A 15,587-nucleotide genomic window follows, 5' to 3' on the forward strand; every position below is an offset into this window, starting at 1 on the left:
GGGCGCCATGGCAGACGGGACTGTTCTGTTCGCAGTACGGGAGCACTCCGGGGGAGGAAGCACCACAGCCGAGCAACTGCGCAGGATCCACAAGGAGTTGGAGGATTCCGGTTACGAGGTGCGCTGGGCCTCCACGAGCGAGGACGCCCGGGCGGTGCTGCGCACCGAGGCGGGACTGGCCGCCGCCGTCGTCGACTGGGACCTTCCGGGAAGCAGCGGCGACGACGGCCGGGAGGACGACAAGGACGACGGCGAGCCGGGCGGCGCCGACGTCCTGCGCCAGGCCGGCCGGCGCTTCCGGAACCTTCCCGTCTTCCTGGTCACGGCCGGCGAGGACCTCGACCACCTTCCGCTGTGGGTGGCGGAGGCCGTGGTCGGCTACATCTGGCCGCTGGAGGACACCGCGCCCTTCATCGCCGGGCGCATCGCACGGGCCGCCCGCGGCTACCAGGAGGACCTGCTGCCGCCGTTCTTCAAGGCGATGCGCCGGTTCGACGACACGCACGAGTACTCCTGGCACACCCCGGCCCACGCCGGCGGCGTCGCCTTCCTGAAGTCCCCGGTCGGCCGGGCCTTCTACGACCACTTCGGGGAACGGCTGCTGCGCAGCGACCTGTCGATCTCGGTCGGGGACCTCGGGTCGCTCTTCGAGCACACCGGCCCGGTCGGCGCGGCGGAGCGCAACGCCGCCCGTATCTTCGGCGCGGACCGCACCTACTTCGTCCTGCACGGCGACTCGACCTGCGACCGCATGGTCGGTCACTTCAGCGTCACGCGCGACGAGATCGCGCTGGTGGACCGCAACTGCCACAAGTCGGTCCTGCACGGGCTGGTCCTGTCGGGAGCGCGGCCCGTCTATCTGGTGCCCACCCGCAACGGATACGGGCTGGCGGGCCCGCTGCCGCCCGCCGAGATCCAGGCGCAGTCGGTCGCCTCCCGCATCGCCCGCAACCCGCTGACCCCCGGCGCCGTCTCCCCCGACGCCCAGTACGCAGTGCTCACCAACTCCACCTACGACGGCCTGTGTTACGACTCCCTCCAGGTCGCCCGGGCCCTCGCGCCCAGCACGCCCCGGCTCCACTTCGACGAGGCCTGGTTCGCCTACGCCCGGTTCCACCCCCTCTACGCCGGGCGCTACGGCATGGCCGTGGGCCCCGACACCTTCCCCGGGCCCGAGCGGCCCACCGTCTTCTCCACCCAGTCCACGCACAAGCTTCTGGCAGCGCTGTCGCAGTCCGCGATGGTGCACGTCAAGCCCGCGCCCCGCGCGCCGGTGGAGCACGAGCGGTTCAACGAAGCGTTCATGATGCACGGCACGACCTCGCCGCTGTACCCGATGATCGCGTCCCTGGACGTGGCCGCCGCGATGATGGACGGGCCTCAGGGCCGCTGGCTGATCGACGAGGCGCTGGCCGAGGCCGTCCGCTTCCGGCAGACGGTCGTCCGCATCGGCCGGCGCATCGCGGCCGCAGGCGACCGTCCCGGCTGGTTCTTCGGCGTCTGGCAGCCCGAGACGGTGACCGACCCCGCCACCGGCGAGCAGGTGCCGTTCGCCGACGCCCCCGCCGAACTGCTGCGCACCGACCCGTCCTGCTGGCAGCTGGAGCCCGGCGCCGACTGGCACGGCTTCCCCGGCCTGACCGAGGGCTACTGCCTGCTCGACCCCGTCAAGGTCACCCTCACGTGCCCCGGCATCGACGCCTCGGGGCGGATGTCCGACTGGGGCATCCCGGCCCGCGTCCTCACCGCCTACCTCGCCACCAGGAACATCGTGGTGGAGAAGACCGACAGCTACACCACGCTCATCCTGTTCTCCATGGGGATCACCAAGGGCAAGTGGGGCACCCTCATGGACGGCCTGATGGACTTCAAGACGCTCTACGACGAGGACGCGCCGCTGGAGCGCGTACTGCCCGAGCTGGTCGAGGCGCACCCGCAGCGCTACACCGGAGGGACCCTGCGCGGGCTGTGCCAGGAGATGCACGACCACCTGCGCGAGACGGACCTGGTCGAGCTGCTCGACACCGCCTTCCAGGACCTGCCCGAGCCCGTCACCCCGCCCCAGCACTGCTACCAGCGCCTCATCCGCGGCGGCACCGAGCGGGTGCGGCTGGCCGACGCGGCGGGCCGGGTGGCCGCCGCCATGGTGACCGTCACCCCGCCCGGCATCCCCGTCCTCATGCCCGGCGAGAACACCGGCACCCCGGACGGCCCGCTGCTGCGCTACCTGAAGGCCCTGGAGTCCTTCGACCGGCGCTTCCCCGGCTTCCACAGCGAGGCGCACGGAGTCACCCTCGACCCGGACAGCGGCGACTACCTCATCGAGTGCGTCCGCCGCATCCCGGCGCAGCAGGCCGGGGACGCGGCGGGCGGGGAAGCGGCAAGCGGGGAGGGGGCAGCCGGGGAGGCGGCATCCGTGCGCGTCAGCGACGCGTGAACGGCCTCACGTCGATCACCGTCATGCCCGCCGCGTGGGCCGCGGCAATGCCCTCGTCGCTGTCCTCGTAGACCAGGCAGCGCGAGGCGTGCGCGCCGAGCGCCTCGGCCGCGGCGAGGAAGATGTCCGGGGCGGGCTTGCCGCGTTCGACGTCGTCGCGCGTGACGAGGGCCTGGAAGGCGTCGTGGAACGGCTGGTGCTTCAGCGTGGTCTCGATGATGTGACGGGCCCCGCCCGAGGCCACCGCCATCGGGAGGCGGTGCTTCATCGCCTCCACCACGGCCAGGACGGCCGCGTGCGGGCGTACGGTGTGCGCCTCCTCCAGGAACAGCGCGTCCCGTGCGGCGACGACCTGCTCGACGGGCCGGGCCAGGCTCAGCCCGCGCTCGTCGAGCAGGGTGCGGATCATCTCGGCCGAGGACAGGCCGGTGCGCGCGTCGAACCAGTCCTGCGCGAGCTCGATGCCCTCCTGGCGCAGGGCGGCGGCCATGGCGCGGTAGTTGGTGTACTGGCTGTCCACCAGGGTGCCGTCCCAGTCGAAGAGCAGGCAGGCGGCGTTGCGGGGTGCTAGGTCGGGATGCATGCGGGACATCACCTCTCTGTTTCGAGGGGGAGAGTGGGAGGGGTGGCGGCAGGGGCCTGGGAAACGGACGCGGACACCGGTGCGGATTTCGTCTCCTGCATCCACCTCCCCAGCCCCACCGCCGACGCGGCCGTGATCACCGCGTAGACGAGGAAGGCGCCTTCCAGCGACAGCCCCTGCACCAGCGGCAGGAACGTCGTGGCCACGACGAAGTCCGCGGCCCAGTGCGCCGCCGTGGCCAGACTCATGAGGGCGCCCCGTGCGCGGGCGGGGTAGATCTCTGCGATGTAGACCCAGAACACCGCGGCGGGGCCGACGGCCCCGGCCGTGATGAACAGGCACAGCAGGACGGCCGTGGCCACGCCCGGGTCCCCGAGGCTCTGGACGCCCGCGATCGCCACGGCTGCGGCGGCCATCACCGCCAGTCCCCCGAGCATGAGGGGCCTGCGGCCCCACCGGTCGAGGAAGACGATGGTGAAGACGGTCGCCAGGACGTTGCACGAGCCCACGAGTACGGACCCGGCGACGCCCCCGCTGGAGGTCAGACCGCTGGAGGCGAGGATCGTGGGGGCGTAGTAGATGGCCGTGTTCAGCCCGGTGAGGTGGACGAGGACGGCGATGGCCAGACCCAGCGCCACCCAGCGCGGCCCCGCGTGTGCCGCGGCCGCCCGCAGGCTGAGCCCCCGGGTGGCGGACGGCGTGCTGTCGGCGGCGCTCGCCGGCAGGCCCAGGCGGTGCGCTTCGCGGGCCGCGCGCTCCGTCCGCCCGCGGCTGTGCAGCCACTCCGGGGACTCGGGTACGAAGGGGAGCCCGGCCAGCAGGATCAGGGCGGGGGCGGCGCCGAGGGCGAACATCGTGCGCCAGTTCCCGGAGGGCTCCAGGACGTACGCCACGACGTAGGACAGCAGCAGCCCCACCGTGATCATCAGCTGATTGAGCGTCACCAGCGCCCCGCGGCGGGCCGGCGGCGCGATCTCCGAGATGTACAGGGGGACGGCGAACGACGTCGCCCCCAGTGCGAGCCCCACCAGCAGACGTCCCGCGAGCAGCGCCGCCGTGCCCTCCGCGGTCGCGGACAGCAGGGTGCCCGCGGCGTAGAAGGCGGTGGCGCCGCCCAGGACCGGCCGGCGGCCGAGGCGGTCGGCCAGCCGGCCGCTGGTGGGAGCGGTCAGCGCCGCCCCCAGCAGCGCCGCCGACACCGCCGCGCCCTGGGACCAGGACGACAGGCCGTAGGTGTGGGAGACCAGCGGGAGGGCTCCGGCGATGACACCCGTGCCATAGCCGAAGAGGAGCCCTCCGAGCGAGGTCAGCAGCACCGTGAAGACCCGGAGCGGGGACGGCTGCACGTCCCCTTGCGTCACCGGGGCGTGCGTCACCGGGGCGCCGTACTCTCGTCGCCGCCGCACGCCACTGCGGTGCCGCCCGCGGCGGCCGATGCGACGAGGGCCTCGCCCACGCGCGCCGTCCGCCGCGAGTCCGCGAGGGGGACGCGGAGGGCGGAGGCGCCCGTACGTACGGCCTCCGCGAAGTGGGCCACCTGCAGCTGGTAGTGGTTGGCGGCCGGCACCGTCTCCTCCCGGATGCCGTCCGCCGTGAGCACGGTGATGACACCGTCCTCCCCGCTCATGGCCCAGGCGTTCCGCACGGTGATGGTCCCGTGGGTGCCCTGGAGTTCGTACCAGGCGCGGGGCCCGTAGTCGATGCTGTAGTCGACGACGGCGCTGCGGCCCCGGCCGAAGTCCATCGTCGCCACCGCGCTGGTGTCGACGCCGAGGCCCGGCCGCCGGCTGAAGCGGGCCGAGACGTCGGCGGGCGCCTGCCCGAAGAAGAACAGGGGCACGTCGATCGCGTAGCACCCGACGTCCCACGTGGCGCCGCCGCCGAGCGCCGGGTCGAGGCGGATGTTGCCGCTTCCGGTCTCGATGCCGAAGGCGAACGACGCCCGGACGACGCGCAGTTCACCGATCGCGCCGGAGGCGAGCAGCTCGGCGGCGCGCGCCTGCTGCGGGTGGAAGCGGTACATGAACGCTTCCATCACCGTGCGGGAGGAGGCCTCCGCGGCCGCCTCGATGCGCGCGCAGCCCTTCTCGTCCATGGCCATGGGCTTCTCGACCAGGACGTGCTTGCCCGCCTCCAGGGCCCGGACGGTCCACTCGACATGGTCGGTGTTGGGCAGGGCGATGTAGACCGCGTCGACGGCGGGGTCGGCGAGGAGGGACGCGTAGTCGGGGTGGGCGGCGGCGCCGAACGGCTCGCCGGCCGTCGCCGCCTGCTCCGTGCGCCCGGGGCGGCTGGCGACGGCGGTGAGCTCGCAACCCGGGGTCCCGGCGATGGCCGGCATGAGGTGCGTGGCGATGTAGGAGGTCGCGCCGAGCACGCCCCAGCGCAGGGCGGCGGGTGCGGGGGTGGGAGTGGGTGCGGGGGTCATGCCAGGTCCTCCTGTACGAATTCCGCCGCGCGCTCGGCGACGGCGGCCACCGCCGCGTGGATGTTTCCGGTGATCATGTTCGGGATGACCGAGGCGTCCGCGACACGCAGCCCGGCAACGCCCCTGACGGCGAGCCGCGGGCCGACGACCGCCATGCCGTCCGCCTCCTGCCCGAACCGGCAGGTGCCGACCGGGTGGAACTGCGTCTGCGCGTTGGCCCGGACGAAGTCCTCCAGCTCGCGGCGCGTGGCGGCCGGGCTCAGCGGCCCGCCGGTCGCGAAGTCCGCCAGCGGGGCCGTCGCCGCGATGTCGCGGGCGATGCGCACGCCCTCCACCAGCGTGTCGAGGTCGTGCGGGTCGGAGAGGTAGCGGGGGTCGATCAGCGGGTGGGCCGTAGGGTCGGCGGAGGCCAGGGTGAGGCTGCCTCGGCTGCGGGGGCGGGTGACGCCCGGTCCGACGGTGAAGCCGTGGCCGAGCTCGGAGCCGTTGTTCAGGTCCTTCATGGGCGCGAAGGACAACTGGACGTCCGGGGCCGGGGAGCCGGGGTACAGCGTGACGAAGCCTCCTGCCTCGCCCAGGTTGGAGAAGTCCGCGACGGGGTGTCCCTCGGTGGTGTCGTAGGCGAGGGAGACCTGGACGTGGTCGTGGAGGTTGGCCCCGACGCCGGGCAGGTCCGTGACGACGGGAATGTCCAGCGCGGTCAGACCGGCCGCCGGGCCGATGCCGCTGAGCAGGAGCAGCTGGGGGCTGGCGACGGCGCCGCCGCACAGGATCACCTCGCCTGCGCAGCGCACGGTGGTGACGCGGCCCTCGCGCAGGATCCGTACGCCCGCGGCCCGCCCGTTCTCGACCTCGACGGCGGTGACGGTGGCGCCGGTCAGCAGGGTGAGGTTCGGGCGGTCGAGCGCGGGGCGGAGGTGGGTGTGTGCGGTGTTGCCGCGGCGGGCGGGCGCCGCGGGCGTCGTACGACCGGGGCCGGATGCCGCGTCGTCGGTGCGTGTGGTGCGGTAAAGCCCCACGCCTTCCTGCACGCCCGAGTTGAAGTCGGGGTTCGACGGCAGACCGTACTTCTCCGCCGCTGCGACGAATGCTGCCGCGAAGGGGTGCGGAGCGGTGTTCTCCGCGACGGGGATCCGCCCGTACTCCGGCGCGCCCGCCGGGCCCTCCAGGGCTTCGAGGTACGGCATGACGTGCTGGGCGTCCCACATGGCGCCGCCCCAGCGGGCCCACGCGTCGAAGTCGGAGGCCGCGCCGCGGACGTGCACCATGGCGTTGACGGCGCCCGACCCGCCGACGACGCGGCCGCGGGGCCAGGCGAGGCGCCGGCCGGACAGTGCGGCCTGCGGAACCGTCCGGTACTTCCAGTCCAGTTCGCTGCCCAGCAGGAACGGCCAGGACGCCGGGCGGGCGATCCTCGGGTCGTCGTCGGCCGGGCCTGCTTCCAGCAGCAGGACGGACCGGTCGCGCTGCTCGCTCAGCCGGGCCGCGACGATGCTTCCGGCTGCGCCTGCGCCGACAACGATGACGTCATAGGTGCCGTCGGCACCATGGACACCGTCGGTTTTCATGGAACCACTTCCGTTGGGGAGATCAGTCGAGGTGATCAGTCGAGGTGATCAAGGGGATCGGGTCAGTCGGACCGTGGGGTGGAATGCGCGAGCGGACGGGCGGCTCAGACCGCCAGAAAGCCGCCGTCGACGCCGATGGTCTGGCCGTTGACGTAGGACGACGCCGGCGAGAACAGCCACATCGCCACATCGGCGACCTGCCGCGGGGTGCCGATCTCGCCCGACGGGATCAGGCCCCGCCAGGTGGTCGCCCCGCCCACGGCCGCCTCGGAGGCGGCGAGCATCTCGGTCTCGATGGGGCCCGGTGCCAGTGCGTTGACCCGTACGCCGTCACGGGCGTGCTCCAGCGCCGCGACGCGCGTGAGGGCCACGGCGGCGTGCTTGGACGCCACGTACGCCCCGATGCCGGGGAACACGGTCCGCAGACCGTGGACCGAGGTGTTGTTCACGATGCTTCCGTGGCCCTGTTCCGCCATCAGCCGCAGTTCCTCGCGCAGGCACAGCCACAGTCCCCGGGTGTTGACGGAGAACGCGCGGTCGAAGTCCTCCTCCGACACGTCGACGAGACGGCCGTCGCCGGGCACCCCGGCGTTGTTGAACGCGTAGTCCAGACGTCCGTAGGTCACGGTGATACGGGCGAACAGCTCGCGTACGTCCTCGGGTTCGGTGACGTCGCAGCGGAAGAACTGCGCCTTCCCTCCCCCGGCCCGGATCTCTTCGGCGGCCCGGTGGCCACGCTCTTCGTTGCGGGCGGCGAGGACCACGGTCATGCCCGCTTCCGCGAACGCCGCGGCGGCTTCCCGCCCGATGCCTGCACTGGCTCCTGTGACGAGGACGACCGGGACCCGGTCGTCGCTCATCGCTGTGCCCCGGCGGCGGAGACGGGAGAGGCGGCGTCGCGGGGGCCGTCCAGCAGATCCGCCATGGCGTCGCACGCCTGCTTGATCTCCACCTCGGTCACGTCGTTGAGGAAACAGACCTCACCGATGCCCGTCAGCATGGGGAGGTTCTGCCGGCCGTCGCGGTGGCGGACGGTGTCCTCCAGGGCCTCCAGGACCAGGTCCGTGTCGCAGAAGAGGGGGTGGGAGGGGGCCAGCCCGAGGCGGCGCGCGGCGGCGACGATGCGCCGGAGGTCCTCGGCCCGGATCAGCTCGCGGTTCGCGGCGATCACGGCGGAGAACACACAGTCCATGGCCACGGCTTCACCGTGGAGGAGCTCGGGGATGGCACGCATCTCCACCAGCGGAGAGAAGGAGTGCCCGTAGTCGACCGACCGCTCGAGGTTCTTCTCCCAGAGGTTGGGCTCGAGTTCCCCGGCCATGCCCGCGATCGCGCGCCCGATCACCTCGTCGGCGATCTCGCCGGCCACGCCCTCCACGCCGTCGTCACCGGCGGCCGGATCCTGGAAGCGCGAGCTGATCAGCGCTGCGCCGTACGTCTCCAGGAGCTCGAACAGGCGGCGGTCCTTGATGAGGGCCATCTTGAAGATCTCGCCCATGCCGTTCCGGAGCTCCCGCTCCGGGACCGTGGCGAGGAACTCGCGGTCGATGAGCGTGCGGGGAGGCGGGCTGTAGCTGCCCAGGCGGTTGCGGTAACCGCCGTAGTTGATACCGGTCTTGGCCGCGACGCTCACGTCGACCTGGGCCAGGAGGGTGGTGGGGACGCGGACGTACGGTATGCCGCGCCGGTACAGGCTCGCCGCCAGACCGACGACGTCGGCCACCACGCCGCCGCCGATGACCAGGGGCGGGCTGCTCAGGCGGTGGGTGCCGATCTCGTTGAGCTTGTCGGCGACCTGCATCACCTGCTCGATGTTCTTGTTCTCCTCCGCGCCCCGGATGGTCAGGTATTCGACCGCGGCGTCGTGGTGCGCGAAGTAGTTGCGGATGCGGGTGCCGTACAGGGCGTCGATGCTGTGGTCGAGGACCACCAGGCGGGTTCCGGCGGCGCGACCGCCGCCCGGGACTGCTAAGAGGGCGTCGTTACGGGGGTCCAGGAGCCCCCGCGTCTCGACGATCTCATAGGAGACGGCCTGTTGACTCCGTACCTGCCAGGTCTGACTGCGGGGAGCGGAAACCATGCAGCGAATCTCTCTTTCGGAGCTCGGCTCGGTGGGATATCGGCGGCACCGGCGGCACCAGCGGCGGACGGCCGGCGGTTGCGGTCATAGCCGCAGGCGCACGTGGGCATCGGCCGCTACCGAGCGGCGTTCAAGATCATTTCACTACGAAGCTACTACCGTCGCTCAAGGTGAAGCAAGGGTTCCGGAGCGCGAAAGGTTCAAGAGATCAATTACTCGCGGAGGGGGCGGAGGAGGGGGTGGGGAGGACACTGACGCCCCTCACCTGCGTGAACCTGTCAAGTCGGCGAAGGCGCCGCGCGCCCGCTCGGGAGGCGCTCGGGAGGGTTGTGTTCACTATGTGAAGGATGGCGTCCCGTGCTGTGCGTGCCGTACGGTCGCCCGGTGAACGTCGCGACCGCCGAAGGGCTGCTCCACCTCATCGCCGCCGAGCCCACGCTGCTCGCGAGCGCGCCCGCCGACCCGGACGAGTCGGACCTCCACCTCCGTGCGCGCGACGGCGGGCACCTGTGTCTCGGCTGCGGTCAGCCCGCCCGGTGCGCCGTCGTCGTCAACGCGGACGTACACGGGCCGCGTTGGCTGGACCTGTGCTCCCCCTGCTGGCAGACCGTGCGCACGGCCAACGTCCTGTGCGGCGAGGCGGAAGGCGGCGAGGGGCCTGGGAATGCCGGCGGGCCTGAGAACGCCGGGGGGCCCGAGAATGGAGACGGTCAGGCCAGGTCGTAGACGGTGACCGGCACTCCGCGGCCGGTGAGCCTGCGCGTGACGAGCGGCTCCACCATTTCCCACCGCCCGCCGGCCAGGCCGCAGCCGATCCGGGGCATGTGCACCGACGCCCCGAGGGCGAGGGCCTTGTCACCGAGGGAGGCCAGGGCGGCATCGATCGCTTCGTAACGCACCGGGACGCCGATGCCGGCCGCGCGCTCCGCGGCGGTACGTATGCCGTGCTGCCCCACCATGTTGGCCACCCACAGCCCCGGCTCGACCTCGACGTACTGCACGGCCCCGAGGCCGAAGTCGTTGCGCTGCCGGTCCCTGTACCACCGGCGGAAGGCGGCCTCGGGGGCGCGCCACCGCCGGGAGAGGGCCAGGACGAAGCCCCTCCCCCACCCACCGGAGTCGTTGCAGACGTGGGCGATGACGCGCGGGCCGGAGCCCCGGGGGGCCGTCGCGTCCCCGCGCTCGTAAATGATCTCTGAAGGCATGCCGCGCACCTTATGGCCAGGGACTGACACTCCGTCCGCGGCGGCGCATCGTGCCAAGCGCCACCGGCGCCGACATCGACACCGCCACCAGCCCCGCGAAAACCGCCGGCGGCCGGCGCGGCGGGCCTGGAAGGATCCTCCGCATGACCTACGGAATCGAGTCCCACCCCGCCTGGTGAGCACCCAGGAGGAGCGCAGCGCGCTCACCCCTCGGACCTCCCTGTACGCCTACGCCCTGCGGCTGCACGACGCAGAGCCCGACGGCTCCCTCCCCAGGGGTGGCTATCGCCTGCCGGACCCGGATCCGGCCCCGGCTACCACGCCCCCGACGGCCACGGCCCCGCCCCAACGGCCCGGCAGCATCGACCGGGCCGAAGCCCAGGCGGCCGCGACGGACGCCGTCATCCCGCTGCTGACCGAACCCGACACGGTCCGCGCCGCCGACGAAGTGCACCGCCGCCTCCACGCACTGGGCGTAGGCGTCAGCCATGTCCGGCACGCCTTCACCGAACTGCCCTTGGAGGACGAAGCGGCGGCCCGCGCCCTCGGCCGCCGCCTGGTGCGTACGGGCACGAGTGCACCGGCCGTGAGCGTCGGCCTCGGCCTTCTTACCCGCCTCGGCGAGCCCGAGGACGTCCCCTACCTCAAGGTCCTCGGCCTCTTCCGGACCTTCACCCGCCCGGCCATCACGGCCCTCACCTCCATCGACTGCCCGGCTGCGGCCCTGGTGTGGCTGAGCCGGTATACCGAGGGCCGGGAGCTGCGCCGCCTGGTCGACGCCCTGCTCGCCCACGACGACCAGGCCGCCCGCGCAGGGCTGCTGTCCGTCTCCCTCGACCCCCGTGCCGTGGGGTCCGAAACCGCCCGCAGAATCGCGGAGGCCGTCATGCTCGACGACATCATCAGCGACGATCCCGTCGACACCCGCACCCTGGCCCAGGCGGGACGCCTGCTGTCCAGGATGGCGGGGGCGGGCACGTACCAGCCCGAGATCCTCGCCTACGACCGGGCCGTCGCCGCGTACGAGGCCTTCGTGACCGGCGCCTACCGACTGCCTCCCGGCCTCGACCACTACGCGATCCTGCTCTCCGTAGCCCTCGACCTGCACAGCGGGCCGAGCGTTCTCCTCGACTGGCGGCCCGGACGGCGCGAAGCGCTCCTGGACACCCTGGAGTCCGTACTGTCGGCACCTGCGTGGGCCGCCGTACCCACCGACCCCGGCCTCACCGACCCTGACCTCACCGACCCCGCCGACCGCCGCCGGGTCCGCTGGATACGCCGCGCGGCACCGCAGCCCTTCACCCGCCCGGAGGCCCCGGGCCGGCTCCGCGTCGAGGTCGTCGTACGCGACCCGGCGGACCGGGAACCCGTCGAGACGCGGCTGCTGATCGACGGCCGTCCCCTGGTCCCCGAGGCCTTCGGCCGGGGCCCCGCCCACGCCCCGGAGTACCTGCTCCACACCGGCCGCCTGCGGGCCACGGCCGAACCTCAGGAAGTGCAGCTCGCCGAGGCGTACTGCACCGAGGGCTGCTGCGGCGCGCTCTACGTCACCATCCGGCGCGACGGGGACCACGTGGTGTGGAGCGACTGGCGCCGCCCGGGCACCCTGCCGTCCGGGCAGCCCGCGCCCGGGCTCCCCGAGTACCGCTTCGACGCGCCCGCCTGCGACGCCGAGATCGCGCGCGCCGAGAACGACCACTCCTGGGCCTGGCCGGCCCGGAACGCCGCACGGCTGATCACCGCGGGACTGCGGGAGCGGCCCGGCATCCTCGCCCGGTGGGACGCCCGCATGGACTGGGTCGGCACCGGCTTCCACGACCCGGACACCGTCGCGGTGTCGTTCACCTTCAGGCCGGGGATCGCTGCCGGACGCCAGGACAAGGACGGACATTCGCTGCAGTTCATCTGGGACTTCCCGGACGACGGCACGCCACCGGAGGAGCAGGCCGCCGCCGCGCTGCACCGTCTCTCGACGCAGGACCCGAAGGGCTACGCGGAAGTCAGGGGCGGCAGCCGCGAGTCGGCCGAGGCGCTGGGCTATCCCTGGCCCTGACCGCGTGACGCCGAGGCCGAGGCCGGCTGCCCCCGCTCTACGGGATCACTGCTGCCCCTCTCCGGTGAACAGCCTGTCCAGGTACTGGTCGACAGCGGTGAGCACGTCCCGCGTGTCGATCACGTCCAGCTCGATGAGCGGCGTGAAACCGGTGAGGGCGAGGAGCAGGTTGGTCTCGGTCGCCGGGTCGCGGTCGGGCGGGATGTGCCCGTCGGCGATCGCCTGGCGGATCAGCTGCTCGACGAGGGCGCGCCCTTGGAGCAGTCCGTCGCGCGCCCGCGCGTGGACGTCCTCGTCGTGCAGTGCCTCCAGGACGTAGGCGGCGCTCATCCGGCTGGTCGCGCGGGCGTCGGCGTGCAGCGGGAGGGTTTCCGTGAGCATCAGCCGGAGCACGTCGCGGGGGTGCGGCCGGTCGCCGAGCTCCTGGAGGCCCCGGCCGACGCGCAGCGAGGTCTGCTCGGCCGCGAAGTCCATGGCGAAGGAGAGCATCGCTCCTCGCGAGGCGAAGTAGTGCTGCAGCGCACCGTGAGAGATGCCCGCCTCCTGGGCGACCTCACGCATGGTCAGATGCGCGACGCCGCGCTGCTCCACCACGCGCCACAGCGCTCTGGCGATCGTCTCGCGGCGTTCGCGGTGGTCCACCTGCTTCGGCATGGCTCCGGCTTCCTCGTGACGCTCTTTCTCTTTTTCTTACAGTTGACATAATACATCTGGCTGATAACGCTGGGGGTCTCCGGACGGAAGAAAGGAAACGACATGCCTGCAGCTGAACAGCCGTGCGTGCGTACCACGGAGGGGGTCGTCCGAGGCCGCCTGCGGCAAGGGCACGCGGTGTTCCGCGGCATCCCCTACGCCCGGCCGCCGGTGGGGGCTCTCCGGTTCGCCGCGCCCGCCCCGCCCGCGCCCTGGGAAGGGACCAGGGAGGCAGCGGAGTTCGGCCCCTCGGTACCGCAGTCCGGCCCGGCCCGCGCGATTCCGCCGGAGGGCGCGGAGGGAGTGGAGGGTGTGGAGGATACGGATGATACGGAGGGCATGGACTGGCTGACGCTCAACGTCTGTACCCCGGATCCGGGCGCGGCGGGGCTGCCGGTGCTGGTGTGGATCCACGGAGGCGCCTACATCGCCGGTGCTTCGAGTGACCCGATGTACGAGCCGGCGGCGCTGGCCGGAGCAGGCCTGGTCGTGGTGAGCATCAACTACCGGGTGGGCGCCGAGGGTTTCGCCTTCCTGGAAGGCGCCCCGGCCAACCGCGGGTTCCTCGACCAGATCGCGGCCTTGCAGTGGGTGCAGCGGAACATCGCCGCCTTCGGCGGGGACCCCGGCTGCGTCACCGTCGCCGGCCAGTCCGCCGGGGCGGGATCGGTCGCCGCCTTGCTGACGATGAAGGCGGCGCGCGGACTGTTCCGGCGGGCCGTCGCCCACTCGGTGCCGGGCAACACCTGCACCCCCGCCCTGGCCGAGCAGGTCACCGCCGCGCTCGCGGACCGGCTCGGGGTGGCGCCCACCGCCGCGGCCCTGTCCGGCGTCGGTCCGCAGCGCCTGGCCGACGAGCTCTCGGCCCTCGGCGCCGATCTCTCCGGACACCACGAGAGCTGGGGGCGGCTCGCCCGGACCGGTGTCGCCGTATGCCCCGTCGTCGACGGCGAGGTCCTCACCGAGACTCCCTGGTCCGCCCTGGCCGGCGGGCGCGCGAGCGGAACCGAACTCCTCGTCGGCCATACCCGCGATGAATTCCGGCTGTTCAGCGTCATGAGCGGACGGCGGGGCACCTTCACCGACGAGGACGCCCGTACGGCCCTGGACCTGTTCGCCCCGGCACCGGACGGCGCGGACGCCTACCGGGCCGCCTACCCGCGGGCCACCGCGGAGGAACTGCTGGAAACGGTGTACTCCGACGCCCTCTTCCGGATGTCCTCTCTGCAGCTGGCCCAGGCGAACGCCGCAGCCGGCGGCACCTCGTTCCTGTTCGAGCTGCAACTGCCCTCCCCCGCCTTCGGAGGGGCCCTGGGCGCCTGCCACAGCCTCGACGTCCCCCTGGCGTTCGGCACGCTGGACAGCCCCACCGGCAGAGGGCTCCTCGGCGACCGGCCGGCCCCCGAGGCCGTCGCGGTGTCGCGCGAGATCCAGCAGGCGTGGGTCCGGTTCGCCACCACCGGCGACGCCGGATGGGCCGCCTACGTACCCGGCCGGCACCTCACTCGCGTTCTGAGCGCCGAATCGACGACCTCGCCCTACCCGGAAGAGGCCTCCCGCCGCATCTGGGAGGGGCGCGCGCCGTCCCCCTTCGACCTCAAGTAGCCCGCCGGGAGCCGCCTACGGCGCGGCGCAGCTGCATCGGCCGTGGCCTCGACCGTCCTGGCGGAGGTGGCCGTAGGCGGCGGTCGGCCGCCGCCTACGGCAGCTCTCGCATGACGCGGGCTTTGACGGCCTCATCCACCTGACGGACCTCACCGGTCCGCCGGCCCGCCCATGTCGCATACATGCATGGCCGGACATGTCCTAGCCGCCCCACCCCCGCTCCGGCATCCTCGGGCAGGCAACACATCGGCATGCGGTGTCCATGACCACTTCCTCCAGCGAGGAGTAAGCCATGCGAAAGTCCAACCGATGGGTGGGGCTCCTGGGAGCCATGGGGCTCGTGATCGGCGGCCTCTTCTTCACGGCATCAGCCTCGGCACAGGACCCGGCCGATCCGGTCCAGGCCCAGAAAGCCGACAAGTCCCTGGTCGGCTTCCTTCTCGTGTCGTACATGAACAACAGATGCCTTGAAGTGCGCGACGGCAACACCGGCAACGGAGCCATGCTGGACATGTGGGACTGCCACGGTTATCCCGCCGAGCGGTTCTACTGGGACAATGGCCAGATACGCAGCGACCTGACGGGCAAGTGCCTGGACATCGTCGCGTCAAACCGCGAGAACGGCGCCGGTGTGAACATGTTCGACTGCCATGGCTGGCCGGCTCAGCAGTGGCACTGGGACGGAAATCGCCTGGTGAGCAACCTGAGTGGGCGATGCCTCGACATCTCCGGCGCCAACCCGTACGTCGGCGCGTCCGTCCAGATGTGGGAGTGCAATAACGGCCCCGCCCAGAACTGGCGCACGTCCTGAGCCGGGCGGGACAGCGCCCTTCAAGTCGCTGACGGGTTCCACCCGTTCGCCCGCCTCACGCTTGGGAGAGTCTCCGCTGCGGTGGTGCGGGCACGTGCGGCCCGGTGCCGGAGCCGGCCCCCCG

Annotated in this window: 13 protein-coding genes; 5 read left to right on the forward strand and 8 right to left on the reverse strand. The window is 72.4% G+C overall.

The genetic code is table 11. The features are described 5' to 3' along the window. Positions 1 to 7 precede the first annotated feature (7 nt). Complete coding sequence (locus tag IE241_RS30540) at positions 8 to 2,437, forward strand: Orn/Lys/Arg family decarboxylase (RefSeq protein ID WP_190025100.1); 2,430 nt, start codon at positions 8 to 10, stop codon at positions 2,435 to 2,437. Here the strand turns inward: IE241_RS30540 and IE241_RS30545 are convergent. The 6 genes from IE241_RS30545 to IE241_RS30570 all read right to left on the reverse strand — a co-directional run bounded on the left by IE241_RS30545 (position 2,424) and on the right by IE241_RS30570 (position 9,096). Continuing rightward, entirely contained in the window at positions 2,424 to 3,020 is a 597-nt protein-coding gene (locus IE241_RS30545; RefSeq protein ID WP_190025101.1) for an HAD family hydrolase, read from the reverse strand. The genes IE241_RS30540 and IE241_RS30545 overlap by 14 nt on opposite strands. Before the next feature lie 8 nt (positions 3,021 to 3,028). Beyond that, the gene (locus tag IE241_RS30550; protein ID WP_229900065.1) at positions 3,029 to 4,396 is read right to left on the reverse strand and encodes a sugar porter family MFS transporter; all 1,368 of its coding nucleotides are present in this window, start codon (positions 4,394 to 4,396) and stop codon (positions 3,029 to 3,031) included. After that, positions 4,393 to 5,448, reverse strand: coding sequence for a Gfo/Idh/MocA family protein (locus IE241_RS30555; RefSeq protein WP_229900067.1), 1,056 nt, complete (start codon positions 5,446 to 5,448; stop codon positions 4,393 to 4,395). The genes IE241_RS30550 and IE241_RS30555 overlap by 4 nt, the downstream gene beginning before the upstream one ends. Then, positions 5,445 to 7,016: a GMC family oxidoreductase gene (locus IE241_RS30560; protein ID WP_190025102.1), complete on the reverse strand. Its 1,572-nt coding sequence runs from the start codon at positions 7,014 to 7,016 to the stop codon at positions 5,445 to 5,447. Before IE241_RS30560 ends, IE241_RS30555 begins: the two co-directional genes overlap by 4 nt. Positions 7,017 to 7,120: 104 nt before the next feature. Further along, positions 7,121 to 7,876, reverse strand: a complete 756-nt coding sequence (locus IE241_RS30565; protein ID WP_190025103.1) for an SDR family NAD(P)-dependent oxidoreductase — start codon at positions 7,874 to 7,876, stop codon at positions 7,121 to 7,123. After that, entirely contained in the window at positions 7,873 to 9,096 is a 1,224-nt protein-coding gene (locus tag IE241_RS30570; RefSeq protein ID WP_190025104.1) for a sedoheptulose 7-phosphate cyclase, read from the reverse strand. The genes IE241_RS30565 and IE241_RS30570 overlap by 4 nt, the downstream gene beginning before the upstream one ends. A 384-nt stretch (positions 9,097 to 9,480) precedes the next feature. Here IE241_RS30570 and IE241_RS30575 point away from each other — a divergent pair, with 384 nt between their 5' ends. Beyond that, positions 9,481 to 9,822 (forward strand): hypothetical protein, encoded by a 342-nt coding sequence (locus IE241_RS30575; RefSeq protein WP_190025105.1) that lies wholly within the window; start codon positions 9,481 to 9,483, stop codon positions 9,820 to 9,822. On the opposite strand, the gene IE241_RS30580 is transcribed toward IE241_RS30575, so the two are convergent. Continuing rightward, positions 9,807 to 10,301 carry a macro domain-containing protein gene (locus IE241_RS30580; RefSeq protein ID WP_190025106.1) on the reverse strand — a complete coding sequence of 165 codons (495 nt, stop codon included), beginning with the start codon at positions 10,299 to 10,301 and terminating at the stop codon, positions 9,807 to 9,809. The two genes, IE241_RS30575 and IE241_RS30580, sit on opposite strands and share 16 nt — an antisense overlap. Positions 10,302 to 10,476: 175 nt before the next feature. Here IE241_RS30580 and IE241_RS30585 point away from each other — a divergent pair, with 175 nt between their 5' ends. Continuing rightward, a complete protein-coding gene (locus IE241_RS30585; RefSeq protein ID WP_190025107.1) occupies positions 10,477 to 12,354 on the forward strand; it encodes a hypothetical protein in 1,878 nt (625 codons plus the stop codon). Between the two features lie 45 nt (positions 12,355 to 12,399). Here IE241_RS30585 and IE241_RS30590 read toward each other — a convergent pair whose 3' ends face one another. Continuing rightward, a complete protein-coding gene (locus tag IE241_RS30590) occupies positions 12,400 to 13,008 on the reverse strand; it encodes a TetR/AcrR family transcriptional regulator (protein ID WP_190025108.1) in 609 nt (202 codons plus the stop codon). A gap of 102 nt (positions 13,009 to 13,110) precedes the next feature. Here IE241_RS30590 and IE241_RS30595 point away from each other — a divergent pair, with 102 nt between their 5' ends. Both IE241_RS30595 and IE241_RS30600 read left to right on the forward strand, forming a co-directional pair. Then, positions 13,111 to 14,652 (forward strand): carboxylesterase/lipase family protein, encoded by a 1,542-nt coding sequence (locus IE241_RS30595; RefSeq protein ID WP_190025109.1) that lies wholly within the window; start codon positions 13,111 to 13,113, stop codon positions 14,650 to 14,652. 292 nt (positions 14,653 to 14,944) lie between these two features. Continuing rightward, a complete protein-coding gene (locus tag IE241_RS30600) occupies positions 14,945 to 15,463 on the forward strand; it encodes an RICIN domain-containing protein (protein WP_190025110.1) in 519 nt (172 codons plus the stop codon). The last annotated feature ends 124 nt before the right edge of the window (positions 15,464 to 15,587 follow it).

The sequence above is a fragment of the Streptomyces hiroshimensis genome (genome assembly GCF_014650335.1).
GTDB lineage: Bacteria > Actinomycetota > Actinomycetes > Streptomycetales > Streptomycetaceae > Streptomyces > Streptomyces hiroshimensis.

Coding starts and splice junctions, on each gene's coding strand:
- IE241_RS30600 (WP_190025110.1), top strand. CDS start 14,945: ATGCGAAAGTCCAACCGATGGGTGGGGCTCCTGGGAGCCATGGGGCTC.
- IE241_RS30590 (WP_190025108.1), bottom strand. CDS start 13,008: ATGCCGAAGCAGGTGGACCACCGCGAACGCCGCGAGACGATCGCCAGA.
- IE241_RS30580 (WP_190025106.1), bottom strand. CDS start 10,301: ATGCCTTCAGAGATCATTTACGAGCGCGGGGACGCGACGGCCCCCCGG.
- IE241_RS30540 (WP_190025100.1), top strand. CDS start 8: ATGGCAGACGGGACTGTTCTGTTCGCAGTACGGGAGCACTCCGGGGGA.
- IE241_RS30595 (WP_190025109.1), top strand. CDS start 13,111: ATGCCTGCAGCTGAACAGCCGTGCGTGCGTACCACGGAGGGGGTCGTC.
- IE241_RS30545 (WP_190025101.1), bottom strand. CDS start 3,020: ATGCATCCCGACCTAGCACCCCGCAACGCCGCCTGCCTGCTCTTCGAC.
- IE241_RS30570 (WP_190025104.1), bottom strand. CDS start 9,096: ATGGTTTCCGCTCCCCGCAGTCAGACCTGGCAGGTACGGAGTCAACAG.
- IE241_RS30565 (WP_190025103.1), bottom strand. CDS start 7,876: ATGAGCGACGACCGGGTCCCGGTCGTCCTCGTCACAGGAGCCAGTGCA.
- IE241_RS30555 (WP_229900067.1), bottom strand. CDS start 5,448: ATGACCCCCGCACCCACTCCCACCCCCGCACCCGCCGCCCTGCGCTGG.
- IE241_RS30560 (WP_190025102.1), bottom strand. CDS start 7,016: ATGAAAACCGACGGTGTCCATGGTGCCGACGGCACCTATGACGTCATC.